The 25,298-nt window shown below is 67.3% G+C and carries 28 protein-coding genes and 1 tRNA gene; 18 read left to right on the forward strand and 11 right to left on the reverse strand.

What is annotated here, in order from left to right; all coding sequences use genetic code 11:
* Positions 1–238 precede the first annotated feature (238 nt).
* From ABIC44_RS06405 to ABIC44_RS06440, 8 genes are all read left to right on the forward strand, one after another.
* Entirely contained in the window at positions 239–694 is a 456-nt protein-coding gene (locus ABIC44_RS06405) for an SUF system Fe-S cluster assembly regulator (RefSeq protein WP_309698661.1), read from the forward strand.
* Positions 694–2,157 (forward strand): Fe-S cluster assembly protein SufB, encoded by a 1,464-nt coding sequence (gene sufB, locus ABIC44_RS06410; protein ID WP_309693596.1) that lies wholly within the window; start codon positions 694–696, stop codon positions 2,155–2,157. The genes ABIC44_RS06405 and sufB overlap by 1 nt, the downstream gene beginning before the upstream one ends.
* A 71-nt stretch (positions 2,158–2,228) precedes the next feature.
* Complete coding sequence (locus ABIC44_RS06415; RefSeq protein WP_354294365.1) at positions 2,229–2,639, forward strand: endonuclease domain-containing protein; 411 nt, start codon at positions 2,229–2,231, stop codon at positions 2,637–2,639.
* A 2-nt stretch (positions 2,640–2,641) separates the two neighbouring features.
* Positions 2,642–3,394, forward strand: coding sequence for a Fe-S cluster assembly ATPase SufC (sufC, locus tag ABIC44_RS06420; protein WP_354294366.1), 753 nt, complete (start codon positions 2,642–2,644; stop codon positions 3,392–3,394).
* The gene (locus ABIC44_RS06425) at positions 3,391–4,470 is read left to right on the forward strand and encodes a SufB/SufD family protein (RefSeq protein WP_354294368.1); all 1,080 of its coding nucleotides are present in this window, start codon (positions 3,391–3,393) and stop codon (positions 4,468–4,470) included. Before sufC ends, ABIC44_RS06425 begins: the two co-directional genes overlap by 4 nt.
* Positions 4,471–4,615: 145 nt before the next feature.
* Positions 4,616–5,821 (forward strand): aminotransferase class V-fold PLP-dependent enzyme, encoded by a 1,206-nt coding sequence (locus ABIC44_RS06430; protein WP_354294369.1) that lies wholly within the window; start codon positions 4,616–4,618, stop codon positions 5,819–5,821.
* Complete coding sequence (locus ABIC44_RS06435; protein WP_307103911.1) at positions 5,818–6,276, forward strand: SUF system Fe-S cluster assembly protein; 459 nt, start codon at positions 5,818–5,820, stop codon at positions 6,274–6,276. The genes ABIC44_RS06430 and ABIC44_RS06435 overlap by 4 nt, the downstream gene beginning before the upstream one ends.
* A 2-nt stretch (positions 6,277–6,278) precedes the next feature.
* Positions 6,279–6,632: a HesB/IscA family protein gene (locus ABIC44_RS06440; RefSeq protein ID WP_306998889.1), complete on the forward strand. Its 354-nt coding sequence runs from the start codon at positions 6,279–6,281 to the stop codon at positions 6,630–6,632.
* A gap of 276 nt (positions 6,633–6,908) precedes the next feature.
* Here the strand turns inward: ABIC44_RS06440 and ABIC44_RS06445 are convergent, their stop codons facing one another.
* Genes ABIC44_RS06445 through thpR form a run of 3 tightly spaced genes read right to left on the reverse strand, consistent with a single transcriptional unit; the run spans position 6,909 to position 8,717 of the window.
* Positions 6,909–7,571, reverse strand: coding sequence for an HAD-IA family hydrolase (locus ABIC44_RS06445; RefSeq protein WP_309693611.1), 663 nt, complete (start codon positions 7,569–7,571; stop codon positions 6,909–6,911).
* A gap of 10 nt (positions 7,572–7,581) precedes the next feature.
* Entirely contained in the window at positions 7,582–8,118 is a 537-nt protein-coding gene (locus ABIC44_RS06450; RefSeq protein ID WP_307103917.1) for a superoxide dismutase family protein, read from the reverse strand.
* Between the two features lie 47 nt (positions 8,119–8,165).
* Positions 8,166–8,717, reverse strand: coding sequence for an RNA 2',3'-cyclic phosphodiesterase (thpR, locus tag ABIC44_RS06455; protein WP_354294370.1), 552 nt, complete (start codon positions 8,715–8,717; stop codon positions 8,166–8,168).
* Positions 8,718–8,839: 122 nt separating this feature from the next.
* Between thpR and ABIC44_RS06460 the strand changes: the two genes are divergently transcribed.
* From ABIC44_RS06460 to ABIC44_RS06475, 4 genes are all read left to right on the forward strand, one after another.
* The gene (locus tag ABIC44_RS06460; RefSeq protein WP_309693618.1) at positions 8,840–9,586 is read left to right on the forward strand and encodes a Bax inhibitor-1/YccA family protein; all 747 of its coding nucleotides are present in this window, start codon (positions 8,840–8,842) and stop codon (positions 9,584–9,586) included.
* 74 nt (positions 9,587–9,660) lie between these two features.
* Positions 9,661–10,440 (forward strand): transglutaminase-like domain-containing protein, encoded by a 780-nt coding sequence (locus tag ABIC44_RS06465; RefSeq protein ID WP_354294372.1) that lies wholly within the window; start codon positions 9,661–9,663, stop codon positions 10,438–10,440.
* 63 nt (positions 10,441–10,503) lie between these two features.
* A complete protein-coding gene (locus ABIC44_RS06470) occupies positions 10,504–10,779 on the forward strand; it encodes a hypothetical protein (protein WP_309693622.1) in 276 nt (91 codons plus the stop codon).
* A gap of 296 nt (positions 10,780–11,075) precedes the next feature.
* A complete protein-coding gene (locus ABIC44_RS06475; protein ID WP_307103923.1) occupies positions 11,076–11,633 on the forward strand; it encodes a hypothetical protein in 558 nt (185 codons plus the stop codon).
* 35 nt (positions 11,634–11,668) lie between these two features.
* On the opposite strand, the gene ABIC44_RS06480 is transcribed toward ABIC44_RS06475, so the two are convergent.
* The 3 genes from ABIC44_RS06480 to ABIC44_RS06490 form a co-directional block, all read right to left on the reverse strand.
* Positions 11,669–12,400 carry an extensin-like domain-containing protein gene (locus tag ABIC44_RS06480; RefSeq protein WP_354294373.1) on the reverse strand — a complete coding sequence of 244 codons (732 nt, stop codon included), beginning with the start codon at positions 12,398–12,400 and terminating at the stop codon, positions 11,669–11,671.
* Positions 12,400–13,182 (reverse strand): NUDIX hydrolase, encoded by a 783-nt coding sequence (locus ABIC44_RS06485; protein ID WP_354294374.1) that lies wholly within the window; start codon positions 13,180–13,182, stop codon positions 12,400–12,402. Before ABIC44_RS06485 ends, ABIC44_RS06480 begins: the two co-directional genes overlap by 1 nt.
* 97 nt (positions 13,183–13,279) lie before the next feature.
* Positions 13,280–13,355: transfer RNA gene (locus ABIC44_RS06490), tRNA-Ala, on the reverse strand.
* 246 nt (positions 13,356–13,601) lie between these two features.
* Between ABIC44_RS06490 and ABIC44_RS06495 the strand changes: the two genes are divergently transcribed.
* A complete protein-coding gene (locus tag ABIC44_RS06495) occupies positions 13,602–14,876 on the forward strand; it encodes a DUF2171 domain-containing protein (RefSeq protein WP_354294375.1) in 1,275 nt (424 codons plus the stop codon).
* Positions 14,877–14,945: 69 nt separating this feature from the next.
* Positions 14,946–15,962, forward strand: a complete 1,017-nt coding sequence (locus ABIC44_RS06500; RefSeq protein WP_502959820.1) for an NADP-dependent oxidoreductase — start codon at positions 14,946–14,948, stop codon at positions 15,960–15,962.
* 48 nt (positions 15,963–16,010) lie between these two features.
* On the opposite strand, the gene ypfJ is transcribed toward ABIC44_RS06500, so the two are convergent.
* The gene (gene ypfJ / locus ABIC44_RS06505; RefSeq protein ID WP_354294376.1) at positions 16,011–16,919 is read right to left on the reverse strand and encodes a KPN_02809 family neutral zinc metallopeptidase; all 909 of its coding nucleotides are present in this window, start codon (positions 16,917–16,919) and stop codon (positions 16,011–16,013) included.
* 125 nt (positions 16,920–17,044) lie between these two features.
* On the opposite strand from ypfJ, the gene ABIC44_RS06510 reads away from it, so the two are divergent.
* Complete coding sequence (locus ABIC44_RS06510; RefSeq protein WP_354294378.1) at positions 17,045–17,830, forward strand: 3-hydroxybutyrate dehydrogenase; 786 nt, start codon at positions 17,045–17,047, stop codon at positions 17,828–17,830.
* Positions 17,815–18,438, forward strand: a complete 624-nt coding sequence (locus ABIC44_RS06515) for a DUF4893 domain-containing protein (RefSeq protein ID WP_354294380.1) — start codon at positions 17,815–17,817, stop codon at positions 18,436–18,438. Before ABIC44_RS06510 ends, ABIC44_RS06515 begins: the two co-directional genes overlap by 16 nt.
* On the opposite strand, the gene ABIC44_RS06520 is transcribed toward ABIC44_RS06515, so the two are convergent.
* From ABIC44_RS06520 to aceA, 4 genes are all read right to left on the reverse strand, one after another.
* On the reverse strand, positions 18,390–19,031 hold the full coding sequence (locus tag ABIC44_RS06520) for a hypothetical protein (RefSeq protein ID WP_354294382.1): 642 nt from the start codon (positions 19,029–19,031) through the stop codon (positions 18,390–18,392). The genes ABIC44_RS06515 and ABIC44_RS06520 overlap by 49 nt on opposite strands.
* 8 nt (positions 19,032–19,039) lie before the next feature.
* Positions 19,040–19,999 carry a cation diffusion facilitator family transporter gene (locus tag ABIC44_RS06525; RefSeq protein ID WP_354294383.1) on the reverse strand — a complete coding sequence of 320 codons (960 nt, stop codon included), beginning with the start codon at positions 19,997–19,999 and terminating at the stop codon, positions 19,040–19,042.
* 127 nt (positions 20,000–20,126) lie between these two features.
* Positions 20,127–20,285, reverse strand: a complete 159-nt coding sequence (locus ABIC44_RS06530) for a hypothetical protein (RefSeq protein WP_354294385.1) — start codon at positions 20,283–20,285, stop codon at positions 20,127–20,129.
* A gap of 28 nt (positions 20,286–20,313) precedes the next feature.
* The gene (aceA, locus tag ABIC44_RS06535; protein ID WP_307103945.1) at positions 20,314–21,594 is read right to left on the reverse strand and encodes an isocitrate lyase; all 1,281 of its coding nucleotides are present in this window, start codon (positions 21,592–21,594) and stop codon (positions 20,314–20,316) included.
* Between the two features lie 188 nt (positions 21,595–21,782).
* Here aceA and ABIC44_RS06540 point away from each other — a divergent pair, with 188 nt between their 5' ends.
* The gene (locus tag ABIC44_RS06540; protein ID WP_354294386.1) at positions 21,783–23,177 is read left to right on the forward strand and encodes a helix-turn-helix domain-containing protein; all 1,395 of its coding nucleotides are present in this window, start codon (positions 21,783–21,785) and stop codon (positions 23,175–23,177) included.
* A 58-nt stretch (positions 23,178–23,235) separates the two neighbouring features.
* Positions 23,236–25,281 carry a putative bifunctional diguanylate cyclase/phosphodiesterase gene (locus ABIC44_RS06545; protein ID WP_354294387.1) on the forward strand — a complete coding sequence of 682 codons (2,046 nt, stop codon included), beginning with the start codon at positions 23,236–23,238 and terminating at the stop codon, positions 25,279–25,281.
* Positions 25,282–25,298: the final 17 nt, after the last annotated feature.

Here is a 25,298-nt window from a genome sequence, read left to right on the forward strand (position 1 = left end):
CTGATCCCGAGCATGACCTTCAATGTACCCCATGCCCGAAGATTACACCGTCCCGGTACGCTCGGGAATCCACAACCCTGTTTTCGGACGGTCTGCTCCCGTTTACGGGAGGGGCTTTAGAACAAGAGTGAGGCATCCTCACTCACACCCATCGAAATTCCCGCACGCGAAACCCGGTTGACGAACCGTCGCCTCGCGCCCATTTGCCAATCGGACCAAATCCATCCGATTGGAGATCATGCGCCTTTCCAGCCTAGCCGATTATGCGGTCGTGATGATGACCGCCGCCGCGCGCGAGGGTGCCGGTGGGCGGAGCAATGCGACTCTGCTGGCCGGGCAGACGGGCGTGCCGCTGCCCACCGCGCAGAAGCTGGTCAGCCGTCTGGCCACCGCCGGGCTGATCGAGAGCACGCGTGGCACCGGCGGCGGAATCCGTCTGGCGCGCGACGCGGATGCGATCAGCCTGGCCGATATCGTCGAGGCGGTGGACGGCCCGATCGCGCTGACCGCCTGTGTCGAGGGGGCTGCGCATGAATGCGGCCTGGAGATGCAATGTCGCGTCCGGCCGCATTGGCATGTCGTCAATCAGGCGGTACGCGCCGCCTTTTCCGGGGTGACGCTCGCGACGCTCGCCGCCGATCCTGTTGAATCGCAAGTGATGGACGCTTCTCCGCGTCCGGGGGTATTCGCCTGATGGCCACGAAGAATGCAGAGGCGCTCGCCGCCGCCAACAAGAAATATGAGTGGGGCTTTGCCACCGAGATCGAGCAGGACTTCGCGCCCAAGGGGCTGAGCGAGGATACGGTCCGCTATATCTCGGCCAAGAAGAACGAGCCCGAGTGGATGCTCGACTGGCGGCTGAAGGCGTTCCGGCTGTGGCAGACGCTGGAGACGCCGGACTGGGCCAAGCTGAACATCCCGCCGATCGATTATCAGGACGCGTATTATTACGCGGAGCCCAAGCAGAAGAAGACGATCGCGTCGCTGGACGAGCTCGATCCGGAAATCCGGCGGACCTATGAGAAGCTGGGTATCCCGATCGCCGAGCAGGAAGTGCTGGCGGGCGTCGAGGGCGCGCGCAAGGTCGCGGTCGACGCGGTGTTCGACAGCGTCTCGGTCGCGACCACCTTCCGCAAGGAACTGGAAGCGGCGGGTGTCATCTTCCGCTCGATCTCCGAGGCGATCCGCGAATATCCCGATCTGGTCCGCAAGTGGCTGGGCAAGGTCGTGCCGCAGCGGGATAATTATTTTGCGACGCTCAACTCGGCGGTCTTCTCCGACGGCACCTTCGTCTACATCCCAGAGGGCGTTCGCTGCCCGATGGAGCTGTCGACCTATTTCCGCATCAATGCGGAGAATACCGGTCAGTTCGAACGCACGCTGATCGTCGCGGACAAGGGGGCCTATGTCTCCTATCTCGAAGGCTGCACCGCGCCGATGCGTGACGAGAACCAGTTGCACGCGGCAGTCGTCGAGTTGGTCGCGCTGGACGATGCCGAGATCAAATATTCGACCGTGCAGAACTGGTATCCGGGCGACGAGAATGGCGTCGGTGGCATCTACAACTTCGTCACCAAGCGCGCGCTGTGCCAGGGCAAGAACAGCAAGGTGTCGTGGACGCAGGTCGAGACCGGCTCGGCGGTGACGTGGAAATACCCGTCCTGCGTGCTGGCGGGCGACGGCTCGGTGGGCGAGTTCTACTCGGTCGCGGTGACGAACAATCGCCAGCAGGCCGATACCGGCACCAAGATGATCCATCTGGGCAAGAATACTCGCTCGACCATCGTGTCGAAGGGGATTTCGGCCGGGCGCTCGGACAACACTTATCGCGGCCTCGTCCGCGTGGCGGCGACCGCCGAGAATGTCCGCAACTTCACCCAGTGCGACAGCCTGTTGCTGGGCGACCAGTGCGGTGCGCACACCGTGCCGTACATCGAGGTGAAGAACCCCAGCGCGCAGATCGAGCATGAGGCGACGACCAGCAAGATCAGCGAGGACCAACTCTTCTACGCGATGTCGCGCGGGCTGGACCAGGAAGCGGCGGTCGCGCTGATCGTCAACGGCTTCGCGCGCGAAGTGCTGCAGCAGCTTCCGATGGAGTTCGCGGTCGAGGCGCAGAAGCTGCTGGGGATTTCGCTGGAAGGGTCGGTCGGGTGACACTGACGTCGCGCGACGATGCCCGACGCCTCGACACCCCTCCCCTTCAGGGGAGGGGCCGGGGGTGGGGCGTGTCCGCGCGGGTCATCGACCGTTTGTCGAGCCACGCTCGCCACATGCGTCGCGAACCGACCGAACCCGAAAAGCGGCTCTGGGCCCATTTGTCCCGGTCGCAACTGGGCGGCTTCAAGTTCCGGCGTCAGGCGGTGGTCGGCACCTATATTGCGGACTTCCTCTGCCCGCCGACCGGTCTGATCGTCGAGGTCGATGGCGATACGCATGCCGATGCGCAGCGGGATGACCGGCGCGATGCGGCGCTGGCGGAATTGGGTTTTAGGGTCGTTCGCATCGGAAACATCGATGTGATGCACAATATCGAGGGTGTTTTGGCGCACCTGCTCGGCACGCTTCAAGCGATGCCCGCGCGGCGGACGCCCCACCCCAACCCCTCCCCTGAAGGGGAGGGGCTGACAGGGATATGACAATGCTGAAAATTGAAAACCTCCACGCCGAGATTGACGGCAAGCCGATCCTCAAGGGCCTGACGCTCGAGGTGAATGCGGGCGAAGTCCATGCGATCATGGGCCCCAATGGCGCGGGCAAGTCGACGCTCGGCTATGTGCTGGGCGGGCGTCCGGGTTACGAAGTGACCCAGGGTTCGGTGACGTTCGACGGCGTCGATCTGCTCGAGCTGGAGCCGAACGAGCGCGCCGCCGCCGGGCTGTTCCTGGGCTTCCAGTATCCGGTCGAGATCCCCGGCGTGTCCAACGTCCAGTTCCTGCGCGAGAGCCTGAACGCGCAGCGCGGGCAGCGCGACGAGAAGCCGCTGTCGGGTGGCGAGTTCCTGAAGCTTGCCCGTGCGCAGGCCGATGGGCTGGGGCTGAACCAGGACATGCTCAAGCGTCCGGTCAATGTCGGCTTCTCTGGTGGCGAGAAGAAGCGCAACGAGATGGTCCAGATGGGCATCCTGAACCCCAAGTTCGCGATCCTGGACGAGACCGACTCCGGCCTCGACATCGACGCGCTGCGTATCGTCGGCGACGGCATCAACCGGATCATGCGCGCGCCCGACAAGGCGGTGCTGCTGATCACCCATTATCAGCGGCTGCTCGACTATGTGCAGCCCGACCGGGTGCATGTGCTGGCCGATGGCCGCATCGTGCGTTCGGGCGGCCCCGAACTCGCGCTCGAGCTGGAGCGTGAGGGCTATGCGGGCGTCGAGGGAGCGGTGGCGTGACCACCACGCTGGAACTTCCCTCGACCCGCGAAGAGGCCTGGCGCTGGGCCGATATCGACGCGCTTCGCCGCGCGGCGGAGAGCGAGCGGGCGGTGCCGGTCGCGGGTGCGGATCGCTTCCTCGATCTGCCGGGCGCGCGGTTGCTGTTCGTCGACGGCGTGCTGGATGAAAGCGCCAGCAGCCTCGGCCCGGTTCAGCTGACCCAGATCGACGCCAGCGACCATCCGCTGGGCCGCCAGGCGCTGGGGCGCGGCTGGTCGCTGCGGCTGGAGCGCGACGTGGTCGCGGAGCCCGTGCAGATCGTCCATGTCGCCAGCGGCGCGGCCAATCATCTGCCCGCCGAGATCGTGCTGGCCGAGGATGCGGCGGCGCAGGTCTATGAGACCTATGTCGGGCGCGGCTGGACCAATCGGCTGACGCGGCTGAAGCTCGCCGCATCGGCGCGGCTGATGCGCGCGGTGCGTCTGTTGCAGGACGACGGCTTCGTGTCGCTGCGCGAGGAAGCCGAGCTGGGCGAGGGCGCGAGCCTGACCGCGACCTTCCTGGCAGCGGGCAATATGGGCGCGCGGATCGATGGCGGGATCACCCAGACCGGCGACGGGGCCTATGCCGAGTTCGGGGGCGCGCTGCTGACCCGTGGCGAATTGAAGCAGGAGTGCGCGGTGGGCCTGCGCCATGCCGCGCTGAACGGCCAGAGCCACCAGCTGTGGCGCGCGGTCGCCGCCGATCGCAGCCAGGCGAGCCTAGCCGCGCGGGTCGAAGTGGCGCGCGATGCGCAGAAGACCGATGGCGAACAGTCGCTTCGCGGCCTGCTGCTCCAGCGGACCGCGACGGTGAACCTGAAGCCCGAGCTGGAGATCTTCGCCGACGACGTGAAGTGCGCGCACGGCGCGACCGTGGGCGAACTCGATGCCAAGGCGCTGTTCTATATGCAGAGCCGGGGTATTCCACGCCCACGCGCGCAGGCGCTGCTGACGCGGGCCTTCGTGGCGGACGCGATCGACCGGATCGGCAACGAGGTGGTGCGCGAGGCTTTTGCGGCGGACGCCGACGCCTGGCTGGAGGCCGCGCTTTGATGCCGACCACCCAAATCCTCCCTGCGCCTTGCGCGGGGAGGGGGACCGCTCGCGAAGCGAGGGGTGGAGGGGCCGGAGGGGCTTGCCTCTCCACCACCGCTTCGCGGCGGTCCCCCTCCCCATCGAAGATGGGGAGGATCGAGTGATGGCGACCGCGTATCCCCTGGACCGGGTCGCGGATTTTCCGGCGATCCCGGACGGCTGGGCCTATTTGGACACCGCTGCGACCGCACAGAAGCCGCAAGCGGTGATCGACGCCATCACGCGGGCCTATGACACCAGCTATGCCACCGTGCATCGCGGCGTCTATCAGCGTTCGGCCGACATGACCCTCGCCTATGAAGCCGCGCGCGAAGCGACCGCGCGGTTCATCGGCGCGGGGTCGCCGAACGAGATCGTCTTCACGCGCGGCGCGACCGAGGGGATCAACCTCGTCGCGCAATGCTGGGCCGCGACCCATTTGAAGGCGGGCGACCGTATCCTGCTGTCGATGCTGGAGCATCATTCCAACATCGTGCCCTGGCAGATGGTCGCGGAGAAGCTGGGCGTAGCGATCGACGTGTTGCCGCTGACGGCGGATCACCGCATCGATCTGGACGCGATGGAGCGGATGCTGACTCCGGCGCATAAGCTGGTGGCGCTGGGCCATGTGTCGAACGTGCTGGGCTCGGTGCTCGACGGGCGTCGTGCGGCCGATCTGGCGCATCGGGTCGGAGCGAAGATCCTGCTCGACGGGTGCCAGGCGGTGCCGCGCATCGCGGTCGACGTGAAGGCGCTCGACTGCGACTTCTACGTCTTCTCCGGCCACAAGCTCTATGGCCCCACCGGCATCGGCGTGCTGTGGGCGCGGCCCGACCTGCTCGACGCCATGCCGCCTTATCAGGGTGGCGGGTCGATGATCGACCGGGTCAGCTTCGAGAAGACCACCTATGCCCCGCCGCCCGGCCGGTTCGAGGCGGGGACGCCGCATATCGTCGGGGCGCTGGGACTCCATGCCGCGATCGACTATGTGTCGGCCATCGGACTGGACGCGATCCATGCGCATGAGGCGGCCCTGGTCGCGCAGGCGCGCGAGGGGCTGTCGGCGATCAACTCGGTGCGGCTGCTGGGCCCTGAGGACTCCGCCGGACTCGTCAGTTTCGCGGTCGAGGGGGTTCATCCCCACGACATCGGCACCATATTGGACGAGAGCCGGGTGGCGATCCGCGCAGGCCATCACTGCGCCCAGCCCCTGATGGAGGCGCTCGGCCTGCCCGCCACCGCGCGGGCGAGTTTCGGCGTGTATAACGGACCCGATGACGTCGCGGCGCTGGTGGATGGCGTCCGGCGGGTCACGAGGATTTTCGGATGAGCAGTTTCAAGATCGAAGAGGTCGAAAGCGTCGAGCAGCCGCCCAAGGCGCGCGTGCAGGACGTGGTCGAGGCACCGGCCGAGCGGCAGCGCGACTATCTGTCGGGCTTCCTCTCGCAAAAGCCGACCGCCGACGATCCGACCCAGCCGGGCGGCGCGCTGTACGACGGGATCATCGACGCGCTGAAGGAAATCTACGACCCCGAAATCCCGGTCAATATCTATGACCTGGGGCTGATCTACGGCGTCGAGGTGACTGAGGGCGGCCATGCGGTCGTCACCATGACGCTGACCACCCCGCATTGCCCGGTCGCCGAGTCGATGCCGGGCGAGGTCGAACTGCGCGTCTCGGCGGTGCCGGGGATCGCGACTGCCGACGTCAACCTGATCTGGGATCCGCCCTGGGACCCGCAGAAGATGTCGGACGACGCCAAGCTCGAACTGGGGATGCTCTGACCATGGCGACCACACTCCGCCCGCGTCCTGCTGCGCTGAACCTGACGCCCTCGGCCGAGGCGCGGATCGCCGATCTGATGGCGCGTGCGCCGGAGGGGGCGATCGGGGTCAAGCTGTCGACGCCGCGCCGGGGATGCTCGGGCCTGGCCTATTCGGTGGATTACGTCACCGAGGCCAAGGCGTTCGACGAGCGGATCGATACGCCCGGCGGCACGCTGTTCGTCGATGGCGGATCGATCCTGTACCTGATCGGATCGACCATGGACTGGGTCGAGGACGACTTCACCGCCGGGTTCGTGTTCCAGAATCCGAACGCCAAGGGCGCGTGCGGGTGCGGGGAGAGCTTCACGGTTTGAGGGGGGGGCACCCGACCGCCGTTCGCACTGAGCGACGTCGAAGTGCACGTCCAGACATGTGATCTTGGCCAAGTGAATCCCGTGGCCTTCGACTTCGCTCAGGCTGAACGGGGGTTGGGAAGGGGGCGCCTTCCGACAGGCCGTTCCCCGGCGAAGGCCGGGGCCCAGTTCTATTCGTTCGAGATGGTGGAATGTCTCCGCGTGGGAGGCAAATTTTCCGTGCCTCCGGCAACGCACCGCAACTGGACCCCGGCCTTCGCCGGGGAACAGGTGGGATCAAACCCGGTGTTCGAGCTTCAGGCTGGCGCCATCCCACTCCACCGCCAGGTCGCGATAGTCCGTCACCATCGCATGGGCGGTGTCCATCGCCCCGCGATGCGTCTCGGTAATCACCACCACCGTCATCCCCGCCGCCTCGGCCGCCGCGATCCCCGCCGGAGCATCCTCGAACGCCAGACAGTCCTGCGGCGCGATCCCCAGCTTCTTGGCGCCCAGCAGGAAGCCATCGGGGGCGGGCTTGCTCCGCTCGGCATCCTCGGCCGTCACGAACACGCCCGGTAGCGGCAACCCCGCCGCCTTCAGCCGCACCTCGGCCAGCCTTTTGGGCGCCGAGGTCACGATCGCCCAGCGATCCGGCGGCAGCACCGCCAGAAAGGCCGCCGCGCCTGCGATTGGCACGATGTCATCCAGGTCGAGCATCTCTGCCTCGGTCAGCGCATGCGCCTCCGCCACCGGATCGACGCCGGGCAGGTTGAGCCGCCGGATCGTCTCGACCGACTGGACGCCGTGGATGGTCGGCAGGAACGTTGCCACGTCCAGCCCCTGCCGCGTCGCCCAGGCGCTCCAGGCGCGTTCGGCCGAGGCGATCGAACTCAGGATCGTCCCATCCATGTCGAACAGGAAGCCGCCAAAGGCGCGGGTCGGCAGGGGTGTGGTCATGGTCGGCGGATCAGTTCGCCTGGAACACGCCGCAGGCGATGCGCCCGCCGCTATTGCCGCTGGGGTCGGTCTTCAGGTCGTCGGCGGCGGCATGGATGACGATCGCCGAGCCGTCCGCGTCGAGCAGCCCGGCCATGGTCGCGCCCGGCAACACGATGCCCAGGGTGCCGCGTCCGTCATTGCCGACCGTCATGTTGGGCATGTCGCCCTCATGCGGGCCCTGCGGGTTCAGGCTGCCATGCTGGCGCTGGGTGGGGTTCCAATGGCCGCCCGCGCTGGTGAAGTCGGGCGCGTCGCAGCGGCCGACGGTATGGATATGGACCCCGTGCATCCCGGCGGGGACGTTCTCGGCATCGAGCGTGATCCGCAGACCCCCCGCCACCTCGGTCGCGGTCGCGCGGCCCGCCGCCACACCGGCCCCGGTCTGGAGCGAGGCGGTCGCGCTGGCACCGCCCGGCGTGGGGGCGCCGGTTTCCACCTTGGCCTGGTCGCAACCGGCCAGGCCCAGGCCCAGCAGGGCGGCGGTCGTCAGCGCGAGATATTTCATGTCGGAGGCTCCCTGATCGAACGAAAAACGGATGTGCGCGCCGGTCCTTACCGGTCGATGTCGAGCGGCCAACGCATCACGGGTTCATAGGATGCGCCGCCATGCCCCAGCTCGCTGCGATACAGGACCAGATGCTCCATCATGAAGGGCGCGCTGGCAAGCCCGGCATGCGCGGCGCGCCATGCGCCGACCTCGGGCGCGGCCCCGGCGCTGCGTGGCATCCGGGCCAGCGTGATGTGCGGGCGATAGGCGCGGTGCTCGGGCGGCAGTCCGGCGCGGACACAGGCCTGGTCCACCTTGCGATGCAGATGCGCCAGCGCGTCGTGCGGCGTCACATCGGCCCAGAGCGTGTCGGCGCGCTCGCGCTTCTCGAAGGCGCCGACGCCCGCGATCCGGACGACGGGCGCGGGCGCATGGACCTGCGCCAGCATCGCCGCGACATCCTCGGCCACCGGGCGATCGACCTCGCCGATGAAGCGCAGAGTCAGGTGGAGCTGGTCGTCGTCCTGCCACCGGGCATGGGGCACGCCGTCCATGGCGTCGGTCAGCAGGTCGCGAATGGCGCGGGGCGGGCGGAGAGCGACGAACAGGCGGAGCATGACAAAATGTTTCTATCGCACGCACGCATGAAACGGGAACCGCTTTGGCTTGAAAAGCGTCCCCGAGAGAGCGATATTTCCATCAACCGGCATATGGCCGGTCAAAGGAGCAATAGTTCACCATGGCAAACTGGTCTGATCCACGGCCGAGCGCCGCGCCGTTCGGAACCACCGCCACCACGGGCTCGACCGCCTATGACGCGGGTCTGCGTTCGTACATGCTGTCCGTTTACAACTACATGTCGTCGGGCGTGCTGCTGACGGGTATCGTCGCGCTGCTCTTCGCATGGGGCGGGCGCGACAGCATGGCCGCGCAGGTCTTCCTCAATGGCGGCGCGCTGCGCTACGTCATCATGTTCGCGCCGCTGGGCTTCGTCTTCGCGCTGAGCATGGGCCAGACGCGGATGAAGACCTCGACGATGCAGCTGCTCTTCTGGGCGTTCGCGGTCGTCATGGGCCTGTCGCTGTCGACCATCTTCCTGGTCTATAGCGGTTCGTCGATCGCGGGCGCGTTCTTCGCCACCGCGGCGGGTTTCGCGGCGCTGAGCCTCTATGGCTACACCACGAAGCGCGACCTGTCGGCGTTCGGCACCTTCCTGATCATCGGTCTGGTCGGTCTGATCGTCGCGAGCGTGATCAACATCTTCCTGCAGTCGGGCACGATGGGCCTGGTCATCAGCTTCGTCGGCGTCCTGCTGTTCGCGGGCCTGACCGCCTATGACACGCAGCGCACCAAGTCGCTTTATTACGAGGTGCGCGGCACGTCGATGCAGGACCGCGTGGTCATCATGTCGGCGCTGAGCCTGTATCTCGACTTCATCAACATGTTCATGTTCATCCTGCGTCTGACCGGTTCGAGCCGCGACTGACGCCTGGAAACAGGGCAAGTCCCATGGGGCCCGGCGGATCGTCCGCCGGGCCTTTTTCGTGAAAGGATGACGGCATGCGCCTGTCGATCGAAGTGTCGCTCGACTATACCGTGACCGACCCCGCCGACATCCTGTTGCAGGTCGAGGCGGCGGCGATGCCCGACCAGCGGCTGGAGCATCAGGCACTGACCATCTGGTCCGACCATGGCGTGACGGCGGTGCCCGGCGATGACGGGATCGGCCAGCGTTGCTGGGTCCGGGTCGATCATGCGCTACGTGCGCGCTATGAAGCGGTGGTGGCGGTCGAGCGGCCGGTGGTGCTGCTCGATGCCCTGCCCGCGACGCCCGCACGGGCGCTGGGCGGTGATCTGATCCCCTATCTGCTGCCCAGCCGTTATTGCGAGTCGGACAAGCTGGAGGGGTTCGTGCGGCAACGCTTCGCCGGGCTGTCGGGCGGTGCGATGGCGGCGGCGCTGGCCGAATGGGTGGCGACGCGGATGACCTATCGCTCGGGCAGTTCGCAGGGGGGGACGACCGCGCTCGACACCTTCGCGTCGCGGACCGGCGTGTGTCGCGACTATGCCCATCTGCTGGTCGCGCTGGCCCGTGCGGCGGAGATTCCGGCGCGCTGCGTCTCGGCCTATGCGCCGGGCGTCGATCCGCCCGATTTCCATGCAGCCGCGGAATTGTGGCTGGGCGATGCATGGCATCTGGTCGACGCGACCGGCATGGCGCGCGCGGACGAAATCGTCCGGGTCTGCGTGGGGCGCGACGCGACCGATATCGCCTTCATGACCGTGTTCGGCGAAGCCTGGCTTTGCGATCAACAGGTTGAGGTGCGCCGTCTGGACTGAGCGCGGGCAGGAACGCTGTGCGTCATGGCTCGTTGATCCTGTCCAATCAGATGGGGAATTGCCATGAACGACAGCATCGACGATCGCGCGCTCGACAGCGTTTCCGTCGCGCCGGGCGGCGACCAGGCCGAGCAGGGCAACCGTCCGCGCCCGCCCGAGCAGGATGCGGGACAGGACCCCGACATCACCGGGAATCTGGCCAAGAACCCCGAGGATGTCGACGCCCAGCTCGACGAGAGCCTCGACGAATCGATGGATGCCAGCGATCCGCCCTCCAACACCCAGCCCGGCCGTGACGGCCCGGCGGAGTCGTCGGGCTACACCGAAGAGGATCGCTGAGGCGGTTCCGCGGTAAAGCCATGTCGGGGGCGACGGCGTCCCCGGCATCGCGCCCGTCGGTCGGGCAAGAGGCCCGCCGACCCTATGGCCGCGTGTGAAATGCATATCCGCCGCGACGGGCCTAAAACATCCCCGACATGCCTATTCGGAAAAATTCCGAACGTCATCCTGCACTTCGTCGCAATCAATGTTGCGGCGCGGCGAATTTCGTGATGCTCTGTGCCCGGTCGTTCAGCGTTGCGTTAACCTAATGCGCGCATGATGATCGGGTTAGTTTCGATGGGCGGGGTGAGCACATGGGATCGAAGAACAGACCGGCCGAAGGCGCGATGACACTGGCCGAGATGAAGGAATTTGCAGGTTTCGCGGCGGCGACCCAGCGTTACATCCGCCGCTCGCTCGACATCGGGCTGGACCGTGAGGATGCGATGGCGCGCTGGTCGCGCGACGTGGTCGAGGCGGCGAGCATCCGGGCGCAGGCGCGGCTGTATCGCAACCTGCCCGAGATCCGGCACCATATCCCCGTCGACAGCGGACTCGAGTCGCTCGAACCCTTCATGGCGCCGTTCGTGACGATCGCCGCCTTCGATCTGGGGCAGGGGCGTCTGACCAGCTTCTCGGCCTTCCGCTTCCTGTACGAGCGGCTGGTCGGGGCCGAGGTCCGGCCCTGGCTGCCCGCGGTCTTCTGCTCGGCGGCGGCGCTGCCGCATCTTCATCCCGAACTGCGGCGGCAACTGCTCCAGTCGATCAGCGAGGCGGCGGCGACCGCTTCGGGCTGGTCCAGCCGCCAGCCCGCCTTCTTCCCGCATTGGGTGGAGAAGGTCGACACCAACGGCACATCGCTGGCCAACTGAACCATGGCGGTGGCGGAGCGGGGGGCTCCGTCACCCTATCGACAGGCGCGCCAGCCCATCGGGCCGCGATAGGCCTGGTCCAGATGGAAATGGTCGGCATGGGCGGCATTGTAATCGGGTGACAGGGTCGTGGCGAACAGCCGACAGGCATCGTCGCGCACGCGGTGCAGGAAGCGCCCGGCCGGGCCGTCGTCCTTCCAGTCGCGCGCGACGCTGATCCGTCGCCCGTCGCTCAGGCGAAAGCCCGCCACGTCGATCGCATTGGCGCTGGCATGCTCGCTCCAGTCGCTGGACGAACGGCCGCTGATCCGGCGGCAATTATAGCTGCCCAGATGATCGATCGCGACGACCTGTGCGCCCAACAGGTCGCGCGCGGCGGGCTGGACGCTGTCCCATTCCCATAGCGCGAGCGAGGCCGCGACCGGGCAGGATATGCCCAGCGAGGCGGGGCGATAGCCGATCGTCCGCGCGCCGCCGGCAGTGAACCGCACGACATCGTCATAGCCGCATTGCGGCCCGTCGCGGCGGTCGGGAAGGCGACTATGCCGAATCCCTGCCCGCTCCAGCAGCGCGAGGCATTGCGCGTGATCCTGGGTGAGCGCCGTCAGCTTGCGCCCGGTGAACAGCCCGACCGGCTGCCCCAGGTCGAGCGGCGTCCAAGGCATGTCCTGGGGGTGGCGCCGCGCCATGCTCCAGAGCAACAGGCCCAGCATCGCGGCTCCGGCCAGCGCGACCACCAGGGTCGTCCAGCGCCGGAGCGCGCGCATCAGCCGCGTCGGGCCTGAGTCACCGGCTCGGCGGTGATCGGAAAGCCCAGATCGTCGGGAATGCAGATGCTGGGCACGCCGTCACGCTCCGCCAGGAAGGGGATGATCCGCCGGACCGGCCATGCACGGGCATCGGCGACGGCAGAGGGGAAATCCCGATAGAGCGCCAATCGTTCCAGCGTCCGGCGGGTCGGATAGATGATCCGTATCTCTTCCCGATCGGCGCGGGCCAGCGCCTCGGCGGCTGGCAGCCATTCGGCGCGGACGGTCTCGCCGCCGTCGATCCGGGGCGTGGACCGGCTCCGGTCGATCGCGGCGAGATAGAAGCGCGCATCGAACCGCCGGACCGGGACATGCTCGGGGCACCAGCGGGCAAATGGCGTCAGCGCCTCGGGCGTCAGCGTCGATCCGGTTTCGGCCAATAGCGTGGCGAGGCTCTCGCCTCGTCGCACCCCGTCGTACAGCCTTTCCTGTCGGGCGCCGTCAGGCGTCGGGGCGATGCCGACCACCAGCCCGACCTCCTCGATCGTCTCGCGAATGGCGGCGATCCGCGCGGCGCTGTCCTCCGGATCGGCATCGGCGGCGGCGACCATCGCGCGGTCGGCCGGATCGACCCGCCCACCGGGGAACACCATGGCGCCACCCAGAAAGGTCAGCGCCGCCCCGCGCTCGATCATCAGGATTTCGGGCGGGTCGCCTGCCTCGGCGCCCTTGCGCATCAGGATCAGCGTGGCGGCGGGGATGGCGTCCGAAGAGGCAGGGGGGATCGGGTCGGGAGTCATCGTCCGATCAACGCATCACGACGGCAAACGGCAAGGCGATGCGACGAAAGTCCGGGCGGACCGCCATGCTGTTGCGATGTGGGAATAAAAGGCGGGGTGGTGGAGCTGAGGGGAATCGAACCCCTGACCTCTGCAGTGCGATTGCAGCGCTCTCCCATCTGAGCTACAGCCCCGCCCCGTGCCCGACTATCGTCGGGAGCGACGCCATTAGCCGGTCATCGGGGGCGACGCAACACCGCTCGCGCGATACGCGCAAAAAAATTCGCGCGCCTCCGGTCCTTCGCCTCGGGCATCCCGTCGCGCCTGGCATGGCGGCAACGGAACCATGTCTTGATCTGCCTCATTGAAACACCCGGAAGGCACGACCCGCCGATCGAGTGGCGTCGGCCCCCGCAGGACCGAATTTCAGGAGGGTTTGAATGGCTTACGATCGCTATTCCCGCGGCGCCAACGGCGGAAACCGCGACTTCGACTATGGCCGGGACTACGGCTCGGGGCGGGATTACACCTATTCCAGCGCACGCGATTATGAAGCCGCCGGTGCGTTCGACGACGATCGCGGCAATGACCGGAACGACAGCCGTCGCGGTTATGGCGCACGCGACTATGGCCATCAGGGCTATGGCCGCCAGGGCTATGACCAGCGCGGCGAATATCGCGGCGGTTCGCGTCAGGATTTCGGCGGCCGTTATAATGAAGGGCGCTACGGCGAAGGCCGCTCGGGCGATTATGGCTATCGCAACGAGCGCGACCAGGGCCGCGATTCCTATCGCTCGGGCGACCGCGATCAGGGTTATCGGACGGCGAGCTATGGCGATTCGTCGCGCGGCTATGGCTATACCGGCGACCGTTACGGACGCGATGACCGCCAGGGTCGCTATGAGCAGGGCCGTTACGAGCAGGGGCGGGGCCAGGACCGTCGTCCGCAATCGGGTGGCGATTATGGCCGCCAGCCCCAGGGCTATGACTATGAGGATCGCGGCTTCTTCGCCCGCGCCGGGGACGAGGTCCGTTCGTGGTTCGGCGACGAGGAGGCCGAGCGTCGTCGCGAAGCGGATGCACAGTACGACGAGCGCTATTATGCGGCGCAGGACCGCGACTATGACAGCTGGCGCTCGGGCCAGATCGCCGCGCTCGACCGCGATTATGACGAATATCGCAGCGAGAACCGCACCAAGTTCCACAATGAATTCAACAGCTGGCGCACCGAGCGCGAGGGCCAGCGCGGCCTGCTGGGCAAGGTGACCGAGCATCAGGAAGTCGTCGGTTCGGACGGCAGCCATGTCGGCACGGTGGACAAGGTGCGCGGCGACCGCATCCTGCTGACCAAGAACGACAAGGATGCGGGCGGCCAGCATCATTCGATCCCGTCGCGCTGGCTGAAGTCGGTCGAGGACAAGGTCACGCTGACCAAGACCGCCGAGGAAGCCAAGGCCCAGTGGCGCGAGGAAGAGAATGCCCGCGCGATGTTCGGCGACCGCACCAGTGAGCAGGGCTCGAACCGTTACGGCCAGAACTCGTCCTATGGTCAGTCGACCGGCTATGGCCAGACGTCCGCGACCGGCCAGACCGCCGCGACCGGCAACTCGGCGGGCAGCACGGCGACCGGCACGACCACCGGCACCGGCAGCACGACGACGACGGGTGCCACGACCGGCTCGACCACGGGCCAGGATGGCAATCGGGGCTATTAAGGCCGAAATCGTCACGCATCAGTGACTTTTTCTTGGGGGCTCGGGTGGACAACATCTGGGCCCTTTCCCATGTCCGCAACCCACGACGAAAAGGACAAGATGATGAAGGCCTGGACTCTGGCGGCGCGTCCCAAGGGGATGCCGCGCGACGAGGATTTCGCGCTGGTCGAACAGCCGCTTCCCGAACTGGGCGACGGACAAGTGCGCGTGGCGAACCGCTGGCTGTCGGTCGATCCCTATATGCGCGGTCGGATGAATGACGGGAAAAGCTATGTCCCGCCCTTCCAGCTGGGCGAGCCGATGCAGGGCGGGGCGATCGGCGAGGTGGTCGAGAGCCGCGCAGAAACCGTCCCGGTCGGTACGCTGGTCAGCCATATGGCGGGCTGGCGCGACGAGGCGGTGATCCCGGTGCAGCATGTCCAGCCGCTTCCCGATCTGGGCGTCGATCCGCAGGCGTTTCTGGGGCAGTTCGGCATGCCGGGCATGACCGCCTATTACGGCCTGCTCCAGGTGGCCGAGGCCAAGCCCGGCGACACCGTCTTCGTCTCGGCGGCGGCGGGGGCGGTCGGGTCGACCGTGGTCCAGATCGCCAAGGCGAAGGGCATGACGGTGATCGGCTCGGCAGGCGGCCGGGACAAGACCGACTGGGTCCGTTCGCTCGGTGCCGATGCGGTCATCGACTATAAGGGCGATGTGTCGGTGGTCGAGGCGCTGGGCAAGGCCGCGCCGGACGGGATCGACGTGTATTTCGACAATGTCGGCGGCGACCATCTCGACGCGGCGCTGGCGCATGCCAGGCCGGGCGCGCGCTTTGCGATCTGCGGCATGATCGACGTCTATAACGACGCCAAGCCGACCAGCCTGAAATATCTGGCGCGCCTGATCGGCAACCGGGTGCGGATCCAGGGCTTCATCGTCAGCGACTTCAAGGACCAGCAGGGCTTTTACCGCGACATGGCGGCGATGCTGGGCGAGGGGAAGCTGCAGCGCGAGGAGACGGTGTTCGAAGGTCTCGACCGCACGCCAGAGGCCTTTCTGGCGCTGTTCTCCGGCGGCAACAAGGGCAAGATGCTCGTCAAGCTATAAGCCGGAACGCCGCCGCCCCGGCCATGTGCCGGGGCGGCGAACCGGGCGTCAGATCGCGCCCGAGAAGGTGTCGCACTGGGCCGGATCGCCCGTCTCGATCCCGCGCCGCAGCCAGCGCATGCGCTGTTCCGAGGTGCCATGGGTGAAGCTGTCGGGCACGACCCGGCCGGTCGCCTCGCGCTGGAGCGTGTCGTCGCCGATCGCACGGGCGGCGGTCATGCCTTCCTCGACATCGCCGGGCTCCAGCCGATCGCGGTTCTTCGCGGCCCAGACGCCCGCATAGCAATCCGCCTGCAACTCCAGCCGGACCGACAGGGCATTGCCCTCCGCCTCGCCCGCCGCCTGCTGCGCCTGCCGCACCTTGGTCGAGGTGCCGAGCAGGTTCTGGATGTGATGGCCGAACTCGTGCGCGACGACATAATAGCGCGCGAAATCGCCCTTTGCGCCGAAACGCGTTTCCAGCTCGTTGAAGAAGCTGGTGTCGAGATAGATGCCGCTATCGGTCGGGCAATAGAAGGGCCCCATCGCCGACTGCGCCGCGCCGCAGCCCGAGCGGCCCGATCCGCTGAAGAAGCGCAGGCCCGGCGCCTCGAATCGCTGACCGGCCTGGGCGAAAATCTTTTCCCAGGTGTTGTCGGCATTGCTGAACGCGCGGCAGGTTTCGCGGCGCTCGGGCGAGGCCTCGCACACCTGCCGGACGCTCTGTTCCCCCGACGAACCGGCGGAGCGGGTGACGGGCGCATTGCCGCCGCCACCGCCGCCGGTCAGCAGGCTGAGCGGGTTCAGGCCGACGACCGCCAGGATGATGAGGACGACGACGATCCCGCCGCAGCCGAATCGACTGCCGATCAGGGGCAATAGGCCGAAGAGCAGGCCGCCGCCGCCACCGCCGCCGAAGCCCCCGCCGGATTGCGCCTCGCCGACATTGATGTCGTTGTCATAATCGTCGAGCCGCATGGCGTCATTCCCCTTCGTTCCTGCCCCTATAACGGGTCTGTCATGCGTTGAACCCGCAAAGCCTTCCGGCGGTTGCACCGGGGGGCGTCTGCCAGCATGGTACGGGCGGACCAAGGGAGAATGGCATGTTCCTGAAGGGCAAGACGGCGGTGATTTCCGGTTCCACCTCGGGCATCGGCCTTGCCTATGCCAGGGCGCTGGCCGCCGAGGGCGCGGCGGTGATGCTGAACGGCTTCGGCGAGGCGGACGCGATCGAGGCGAACCGCGCCGCGCTGGCGGAGCTCAGCGGTGCCGCGGCGCTGTACGATGCCGCCGACATGACCCGGCCCGACCAGATCGAGGCGATGATCGCACGCGCGGCGGCGGAGACGGGATCGGTGGACATCGTCATCAACAATGCCGGTATCCAGCATGTCGCCCCGATCGCCGAATTCCCGGTCGAGAAATGGGATGCGATCATCGCGATCAACCTGTCCTCGGCCTGGCACATGATGCGCGCGGCGATCCCGCACATGCGGCAAAGGGGCTGGGGCCGGATCATCACCACCGCCTCGGCGCACAGCCTGGTCGCCAGCCCCAACAAATCGGCCTATGTCGCGGCCAAGCATGGCGTGGTCGGCATCACCAAGACGGTGGCGCTGGAGGTCGCGACCGACGGCATCACCGCCAATTGCATCTCGCCCGGCTATGTCTGGACGCCGCTGGTCGAGAACCAGATCCCCGATACGATGAAGGCGCGCGGGCTAAGCCGCGAGCAGGTGATCGAGGACGTGCTGCTCAAGGCACAGCCGACCAAGGAGTTCGTCACCGTCGAACAGGTCGCGGCGCTGGCGCTGTTCCTGTGCCGCGACGAGGCCAAGGCGATCACCGGCGCGAACCTGTCGGTCGATGGCGGATGGACCGCGCAGTGAAGGCGGCCGGGCTGTTGGCCGCGCTCGCCGTCCTGGCGACGGCGGCGCCCGCCCCGGCGCGCCGCGATGCGGATGCGACCGACTGGCGACGCGCGGCGACCGAGTCGGACCGTATCCGGCTGCGTGGCTGGCGCACCGCGTGGATGAAGGCGCTGGGGCAGGCGCGGGCAGGCGGTGCGGGCAAGGAGATCGATGGTCTGGGCGAACTGGCCGACCCCGATCATTCGATCGCCGAGCCGACCCTGCCCGATGGCGACTATCGCTGCCGGACGATCAAGCTGGGGTCGCAGGGGCGCGCGGTGCTGACCTATGTCGCCTATTCCTATTTCCGTTGCCGCGTGTCGGCGGGCGGAACGCAGCTGGCCAAGCTGGACGGGTCGCAGCGGCTCGCCGGGCGGATCTATGGCGACACCGATGCGCGCAGCATCTTCCTGGGCACGCTGATCCTGGGGGACGAAGAACGGTCCTATGCCTATGGTCGCGACGAGGCGCGCGACATGGCGGGCGTCTTGGAGCGGGTGGACGCCAAACGCTGGCGGATCGCCTTTCCCTATCCCGCTTATGAATCGGTGCTGGACATCGTCGAGCTGGTGCCCGCCGGGACCTGAGCCACCGGCGTAATGCTGGAAGGCGCGGTGGGGAGCGGCGGCAGCGAGGCGAGATAGGCCTTGCCGCTCTGGCCGATGACGGTCACGCGGCCGGCATTCGCCTGCGCCACGGTCTTCAGATAGGAGCGGGGCTTCTTCATCAGCTCGGGATGCTCCAGCCCGACCAGCCCCAGCCGCCGTGCCGCTTCCTGCACGAAATGGACGCAGTTGCGTTGGTTCAGGTTGTAACGGCCATCGCCCGTCTTCTCGTCCCAGGCGGCGACCAGCGCCAGGATGTCGCCATATTGCGCGTCGGTCATCACATAGGAAAATTGCGCGTCGCTGGTCGCGATATAGAAGGGCTTGGAGATATCCAGCCGCCCCTTGACCGTCCCCATCAGCAATGCCGGGGAAATCGACTTGGCGGTAAAGCCGTAATTGGCATCGACCGGCGCGCCGGTGGCGTCGACCGTGCCGCGCAGGCTGAGAAAGGCATGGGGAAAGCTGTTCCCCAGCTCATGGCTCCAGAAGGTGATGGTCACCGCCGCCTGGGCCGGAAGCGCGCCGAGGAGCGAAAAGGCCAGGGCGAGGGCAAGCCGCAAAAGCATCGACATCAACGCCCTTATAGCGGAGATTGGGGCATGGGCGGAGCGGCATTTTCATGCTTTTCCGGACGGATATAGATGGAGGACAGCATCGGCACCGCGCGGCGCAGATCGTCCTCCAGCATCTCGATCAGCGTCTCCGCCTCGCCCATCGGAACGGAGTCGACGAAATCCGCGCTGATCGCGGCGAAGATGCTGTCGGGCGCGGTGTGGATCGTGCGGACATGATTGACGTGCGCGATCCAGGGGCGGTCGGCGACGATCGTGCGGATCGTCTCCACCACCTGCGGGTCTGCGCGCTCGCCGATCAGCAGCCCCTTGGCCTCGCGCGCGAGCAGGATCGCGACCAGCCCCAGGACCAAGCCAATCAGGATCGAGGCGATGCCGTCGATCCGCGGATCGCCCAGCCGGTGCGACAGCCAGACGCCCAGCCCGGCGATGACCAGCCCGGCCAGCGCCGCCGAATCCTCGAACAGCACGATGAAGCCCGCCGGGTCCTTCGACTCATGGATCGCCTGCCACCAGCCGCCATCGCCCTTGGCCCGCGCGAATTCGCGCACCGCGATCGTCCAGGATGCGCCTTCGAGCGCGAAGGCGATGGCCAGGACGATATAGTTGACGGTGGGATCGCGCAGCTCTTCGGGCGTCTGGACATGCAGCCAGCCCTCATAGATCGAGATGCCCGCGCCCAGTGCGAAGATCAGGATGGCGACGACGAAGGCCCAGAAATACAGCTCGCGCCCATAGCCGAAGGGGTGGACCGCATCGGGCCCGCGCCGGGCGCGCTTCTGGCCATAGAGCAGCAGGATCTGGTTGCCGCTGTCCACCACCGAATGAACACCCTCGGTCAACATCGAGGACGAGCCGGTGATCCCGGCGGCGATGAACTTGGCGACGCCGATACCCAGATTGGCGGCGAGCGCGCCGTAAAGGACGATATTCTCGCGAATGCGCGCGGTCAGGCCGGTGTCGGGCATGGGCGGTCAAGCGCGCGATCGGGCCGCTTGTTCCGCAGCGCGAACAAACCCCGCCGATGCTGGATCGGCGGGGCGCTTCCTTCCCCAAGGAAGAGGGGTGATGGACCGGTGGCGGCGGGAGAAACCCTTATGACGCGATCCGCCCCAGCCGGTGGTAGAGGTGCGCGAACTTGATCGATCGCGGATCGTCGGCGACGCGCTTGACGTGTTCGGCGACGGCCTCCTTCATCAGCGCGAAATCCTCGGTGGAGAAGACGGCGCGGCTGCGTTGGGGTTCGTTCGGCATGGCATATTCTCCTCTCTTATGAACGGGTTCAGGCGGCCCGCTCGAACTGGGCGGCCTCGGTGGATTGGGCGAGCGCGGTGGTCGAGCTGTCGCCGCCCGCCACGGTCTGCGCGATCAGGTCGAAATAGCCGGTGCCCACCTCGCGCTGGTGGCGGGTCGCGGTATAGCCATGGCCCTCGGCGGCGAACTCGGCCTGTTGCAGCTCGGAATAGGCCGCCATGCCCCGGTCGCGATAGCCGCGCGCCAGCTCGAACATGCCGTAATTGAGCTGGTGGAACCCGGCGAGCGTGACGAACTGGAACTTGTACCCCATCGCCCCGATCTCCCGCTGGAAGCGGGCGATGTCGTCGCGGTCCAGATTCTTCTCCCAGTTGAAGCTGGGCGAACAGTTATAGGCGAGCATCTTGTCCGGATAGGCGCGCCGGATCGCCTCGGCGAAGCGGCGGGCATCGGCGAGATTGGGCTTCGACGTCTCCCACCACAGCAGATCGGCATGCGGCGCGAAGGCCAGGCCGCGCTTGATGCAATGATCGACCCCGGTGCCCTCCTTCAGACGGAAAAAGCCCTCGGGCGTCCGCTCGCCGGTCAGGAATTCGGCATCGCGCTCGTCCACGTCCGAGGTGATCAGCCGCGCGCTTTCGGCGTCGGTGCGCGCGCAGATCACCGTCGGCACGCCCGCCACATCCGCCGCCAGCCGCGCCGCATCCAGATTGCGGATATGCGCGGCGGTCGGGATCAGCACCTTGCCGCCCAGATGGCCGCACTTCTTCTCGGACGCCAGCTGGTCCTCGAAATGCACGCCCGCCGCGCCCGCCGCGATATAGGCCTTCATGATCTCGAAGCAGTTGAGCGGACCGCCGAATCCCGCTTCGGCATCCGCGACGATCGGGGCGAACCAGTCGCGGGTCGCGCCGCCCTCGGCATGTTCGATCTGGTCGGCGCGCGCCAGCGTCGCGTTGATCCGCCGCGCCAGCTCGGGCCCGGCATTGGCGGGGTAGAGCGACTGGTCGGGATACATCTGCCCCGCCGTATTGGCGTCGGCGGCGACCTGCCAGCCCGACAGATAGATGGCCTTCAGCCCCGCGCGGACCATCTGCATCGCCTGGTTGCCCGACAGCGCGCCCAGCGCATGGACATAATCCTCGGCCTTCAGCAATTCCCACAGCTTCAGCGCGCCGCGCCGGGCGAGCGTATGCTCCACCGCGATCGACCCGCGCAGCCGCGCGACATCCGCCGGGGTGTAGGGGCGGGCGATCCCGTCGAACCGCCCGGCAGGGGCCGGAACCAGGTCGGTGAAGCTCTGCGTCATGGCATGATCCTTTACAAAATCGCTATTCCCTGAGGCGGAGAATGCGGCTGTTCGGATCGATGGAACAGGCGGTTGCGCCGTTTTGGCGCGTGTCGGGGTCACGTCGCTGCGACCTGCAGCATGTCGCATTGTAAAGAATTGACAGCCTTTGCACGGCATAGCAGCATGATGCCGAAGGAGAGCCGGGCATGGGCGGAGCCAAGCTGATCGCGGGTCATGCGGTGCGCCGGTTGCGTCGCCAGCATGGATTGTCGCAGGCCGCGATGGCCGAGATGCTCGCCATCTCGCCCAGCTATCTCAACCTCATCGAGCGCAATCAGCGCCCCGTCTCGGCGGCGTTGCTGGTGCGGCTGGTCGAGACGTTCGACTTCGACCCGCGCGCGCTGGCGGCGGATGCGCCGGGGGGCGGGACGGCGGCGATGCGGCGGCGGCTGGCCGATCCGATGTTCGCCGATCTGGAGATCGACCGGACCGAGATGGAGGAATGGCTGGCGGCGGCGCCGGGCGGTGCGGAGGCCTTTGCCCGCGCGTTCGACCGGATCGCAGGGGTTGGCGAGGCGACGGCTGCGAGCCCGGCCGCGCCCGATCCGACGATGCTCGTCCGGCGCGAGATCGAGCGGTGGCGCAACCATTTCCCCGATCTCGACGCGGCGGCCGAGGGGCTGGCCGACGAACTGCGCATGGCGGCGGGCGATCTCTATGGCGCGCTGGCCGAGCGGCTTCGCGTCCGCCACGCGCTGACCATCCGCATCCTGCCGATCGACATATTGCCCGATCTGCTGACCCGGCTGGACCTCCATGCGCGCCAGTTGCAGCTGTCGGAGATGCTGGAGGCCCCGGCGCGCGTCTTTGCGCTGGCGACGCAACTCGCCCAGCTGGAGGCCCGCGCCGAAATCGACGCGCTGGCGCGCGGCGCGGCCTTTGGCGACCGGATCGCCGAGCGGCTGTTCCGACGCCACCTGCAACGCTATTTCGCGGCGGCTTTGGTCATGCCCTATGCCCGCCTCCTGCGCGCGTGCGAGGCGACCGGCTATGACCTGGAGATCGTCGCGCGGCGCTTCGGCGTTTCGTACGAGCAACTGGCGCATCGGCTGACCACCCTGGGGCGGGTCGGTGCGCGGGGGCTGCCCTTTTTCCTGATGCGCGTGGACCGTGCGGGGCAGGTGTCCAAACGCTATGCCGGTTCGGCCAATCCGGTGCTGGTCGAGGCCGAGGGACGGTGTCCACTATGGACCGTCTTCGCCGCCTTCGAGCGCGTGGGGGAGGCGGTGTTCCAACTGGTCGAGATGCCCGATGGCAGCCGCTTCGCGACCATCGCACTGGCCGGGAACCGCGCAGGGCGGTCGGTGTCGGGCGTGACCGCGCGTTTCGCGCTGGTCTTGGGACTGGAGGCCGGTCTGGCGGGCCAACTGGCCGCCGCGCGCGGGCATGCGCTGACCGGACCGGCGACGCCGATCGGGCCCGGCTGTCGCCATTGTCCACGCCCCGCCTGTCCGCAAAGATCCCTGCCCCCCATCGGCCGGGCGCTGATCGTGGGCGAACGGGACCGGCCGATCAACGCGCTGGTCTTTGCCCCGGATTGAGAAATGCGATCTGCTTTACTTAACCTGTTTTAAGGATTGATCGTATACAACGAACGCCATGACTTGGCTTCATCGTCGTATTCAGTCCCTGGAATTTCGTTTCGCGGCGATGCTGACCATCGTCTTGGGCATTTTCATGCTGCTCGGCGGCTGTGGACTTCTGTTGAACAACCAGTTGCTTACCATGGTCCAGTCGACGCGCCGGATCGCGACGCTGCTCGACCAGCATGACAAGAAGGACGCGCAACTGCGCGATTTCCGGATCCGAGTCGGTGCGCTGACCCGGCGGGTCGAGCAGGGGGGCAGCGTGCCTGCGCAACGCTGGCACATGCTGGACGCCAGCGCTCGGGCCTGGCTGGCCGCCTCGCGGGTCGAGGATGGCGGCGTGCCGCCGGACCTGGTGACGGCCTATGACGAAGAGCTGGCGGCGGAGCGGCAGCTTCTGCGCACGGCGCGGGACGTGATCCGTCGGGTGAGCGATCGGGATTCGATGAAGCGGACCATGCCGGTCTTCATCGCCGAACTGCACGTGCTGGAGGGGCGGCGAGACGCCGTGCACGAACGGCTGATCCGTCGGCTGGGATGGCAGACGCGGGAGGTGGAGGCGCTGGCCAGGCGTGCGCTGGTCCAGATGGTGCTGGCCGGATTGCTGGTCGTGATCCTGGTGTCCGGGTTGATCCTCTGGCTGCGGAACCGGATCATGCGCCCGCTGATGAACATCGTCGCGGCGATGCGCGCGATGAGCGCGGGCCTGACGCTGGAGCCGCTCTGCCTGGGCCGTCGCGACGAACTGGGCGAGCTGGCGCGCGGCATGGACGCGCTGGCCCGCGCCGCCGAGGAGCGCGAGCGTATCCAGCGACAGGTCGAATATCTGGCCCATCACGATCCGCTGACCGGGCTGGCCAACCGGGTCGTCTTTGAACGGCGGCTCAACGCGGCCTTGCAGGCCGGACGCCGGATCGCGTTGCTGGCGATCGATCTGGACGGGTTCAAGGGCGTGAACGACACGCTTGGCCATGCCACCGGCGACACCATGCTCCGGCGCGCCAGCGATCTGCTCGCCGCGGCGGTGGGCAGCGGCGATACCGTCGCGCGGATCGGTGGGGACGAGTTCGCCATCATCCACCATCTGGCCCCCGACGAACAGGATGCCGAGGCGCTGGTGCGCCGCATCTATGCCATCGTCGCCAACGATCCCGCCAGCCCGGCGGTGCGGATGAGCATCGGCGTCGCCCTGTCGCCGCGCCATGGTCGCGAAGCCGATGAGCTTCAGGCCTGCGCCGATATCGCGCTCTACCGGGCCAAGGCGGACGGCCGCCACCGTGCGCGCCATTATGACGCGGCGATGGACGAGGAACGCCGCCAGCGCCGCTGGCTCGCGCACGAACTGCGCGATGCGGGGGTGCGCGGCGAATTGCAGCTGGCGTTTCAGCCGATCGCGGATTGCCGGACCCGGCGGATCATCGGACAGGAGGCGCTGGCGCGCTGGACCCACCCGGTGCTCGGCCCGGTCAGCCCCGACGTCTTCATCGCCATCGCCGAGGAGGACGGCATGATCGGCGAGATCGGCCACCGGCTGCTGATCGAGGCGCTGATCGTCGCGCGCGCCTGGCCACGCGAATGGATGCTGGCGATCAACCTGTCGCCGGTGCAGCTGCGCGATCCGATGCTCGCTATGCAGATGCTGGCGACGATCCTCGACCATGGCTTCGACCCGCGCCGTGTGGAGGTGGAGGTGACCGAGGGCGTGCTGATCGAGCAGCGCGAGACCGCCACCGCCAATCTGTGCGCGCTGCGCCAGGCGGGGGTGCGGATCGTCATGGACGATTTCGGCACCGGCTATTCCTCGCTCAGCAGCCTCCAGCAATTCCGGTTCGACAAGATCAAGATCGATCGCAGTTTCACCAGCGGCATGGATTCGCACGGTCCCGCCTTGTCGATCGTCCGCGCCTCGATCGGACTGGGCCGCAGCCTGAACATCCCGATCGTCGCCGAGGGCGTGGAAACCGAGGCGCAACTGGCGACCCTGCGCGAACTGGGGTGCGACCAGATCCAGGGCTATCTGATCGGTCGTCCGGGCGTGGTCCAGGCCAGGGCGGCCTGACGCGAAAACGGGCCTGG

Origin of the sequence: Sphingomonas sp. 1185 (assembly GCF_040544655.1) — a bacterium.
Classification (GTDB): Bacteria; Pseudomonadota; Alphaproteobacteria; order Sphingomonadales; family Sphingomonadaceae; genus Sphingomonas.

What these genes read in the sequence shown, in the direction of transcription:
- ABIC44_RS06405 (WP_309698661.1), top strand. Translation starts at nt 239, where the DNA reads ATGCGCCTTTCCAGCCTAGCCGATTATGCGGTCGTGATGATGACCGCC.
- sufB (WP_309693596.1), top strand. Translation starts at nt 694, where the DNA reads ATGGCCACGAAGAATGCAGAGGCGCTCGCCGCCGCCAACAAGAAATAT.
- sufC (WP_354294366.1), top strand. Translation starts at nt 2,642, where the DNA reads ATGCTGAAAATTGAAAACCTCCACGCCGAGATTGACGGCAAGCCGATC.
- ABIC44_RS06430 (WP_354294369.1), top strand. Translation starts at nt 4,616, where the DNA reads ATGGCGACCGCGTATCCCCTGGACCGGGTCGCGGATTTTCCGGCGATC.
- ABIC44_RS06435 (WP_307103911.1), top strand. Translation starts at nt 5,818, where the DNA reads ATGAGCAGTTTCAAGATCGAAGAGGTCGAAAGCGTCGAGCAGCCGCCC.
- ABIC44_RS06440 (WP_306998889.1), top strand. Translation starts at nt 6,279, where the DNA reads ATGGCGACCACACTCCGCCCGCGTCCTGCTGCGCTGAACCTGACGCCC.
- ABIC44_RS06445 (WP_309693611.1), bottom strand. Translation starts at nt 7,571, where the DNA reads ATGACCACACCCCTGCCGACCCGCGCCTTTGGCGGCTTCCTGTTCGAC.
- ABIC44_RS06450 (WP_307103917.1), bottom strand. Translation starts at nt 8,118, where the DNA reads ATGAAATATCTCGCGCTGACGACCGCCGCCCTGCTGGGCCTGGGCCTG.
- thpR (WP_354294370.1), bottom strand. Translation starts at nt 8,717, where the DNA reads ATGCTCCGCCTGTTCGTCGCTCTCCGCCCGCCCCGCGCCATTCGCGAC.
- ABIC44_RS06460 (WP_309693618.1), top strand. Translation starts at nt 8,840, where the DNA reads ATGGCAAACTGGTCTGATCCACGGCCGAGCGCCGCGCCGTTCGGAACC.
- ABIC44_RS06465 (WP_354294372.1), top strand. Translation starts at nt 9,661, where the DNA reads ATGCGCCTGTCGATCGAAGTGTCGCTCGACTATACCGTGACCGACCCC.
- ABIC44_RS06470 (WP_309693622.1), top strand. Translation starts at nt 10,504, where the DNA reads ATGAACGACAGCATCGACGATCGCGCGCTCGACAGCGTTTCCGTCGCG.
- ABIC44_RS06475 (WP_307103923.1), top strand. Translation starts at nt 11,076, where the DNA reads ATGGGATCGAAGAACAGACCGGCCGAAGGCGCGATGACACTGGCCGAG.
- ABIC44_RS06480 (WP_354294373.1), bottom strand. Translation starts at nt 12,400, where the DNA reads ATGCGCGCGCTCCGGCGCTGGACGACCCTGGTGGTCGCGCTGGCCGGA.
- ABIC44_RS06485 (WP_354294374.1), bottom strand. Translation starts at nt 13,182, where the DNA reads ATGACTCCCGACCCGATCCCCCCTGCCTCTTCGGACGCCATCCCCGCC.
- ABIC44_RS06495 (WP_354294375.1), top strand. Translation starts at nt 13,602, where the DNA reads ATGGCTTACGATCGCTATTCCCGCGGCGCCAACGGCGGAAACCGCGAC.
- ABIC44_RS06500 (WP_502959820.1), top strand. Translation starts at nt 14,946, where the DNA reads ATGTCCGCAACCCACGACGAAAAGGACAAGATGATGAAGGCCTGGACT.
- ypfJ (WP_354294376.1), bottom strand. Translation starts at nt 16,919, where the DNA reads ATGCGGCTCGACGATTATGACAACGACATCAATGTCGGCGAGGCGCAA.
- ABIC44_RS06510 (WP_354294378.1), top strand. Translation starts at nt 17,045, where the DNA reads ATGTTCCTGAAGGGCAAGACGGCGGTGATTTCCGGTTCCACCTCGGGC.
- ABIC44_RS06515 (WP_354294380.1), top strand. Translation starts at nt 17,815, where the DNA reads ATGGACCGCGCAGTGAAGGCGGCCGGGCTGTTGGCCGCGCTCGCCGTC.
- ABIC44_RS06520 (WP_354294382.1), bottom strand. Translation starts at nt 19,031, where the DNA reads ATGTCGATGCTTTTGCGGCTTGCCCTCGCCCTGGCCTTTTCGCTCCTC.
- ABIC44_RS06525 (WP_354294383.1), bottom strand. Translation starts at nt 19,999, where the DNA reads ATGCCCGACACCGGCCTGACCGCGCGCATTCGCGAGAATATCGTCCTT.
- ABIC44_RS06530 (WP_354294385.1), bottom strand. Translation starts at nt 20,285, where the DNA reads ATGCCGAACGAACCCCAACGCAGCCGCGCCGTCTTCTCCACCGAGGAT.
- aceA (WP_307103945.1), bottom strand. Translation starts at nt 21,594, where the DNA reads ATGACGCAGAGCTTCACCGACCTGGTTCCGGCCCCTGCCGGGCGGTTC.
- ABIC44_RS06540 (WP_354294386.1), top strand. Translation starts at nt 21,783, where the DNA reads ATGGGCGGAGCCAAGCTGATCGCGGGTCATGCGGTGCGCCGGTTGCGT.
- ABIC44_RS06545 (WP_354294387.1), top strand. Translation starts at nt 23,236, where the DNA reads ATGACTTGGCTTCATCGTCGTATTCAGTCCCTGGAATTTCGTTTCGCG.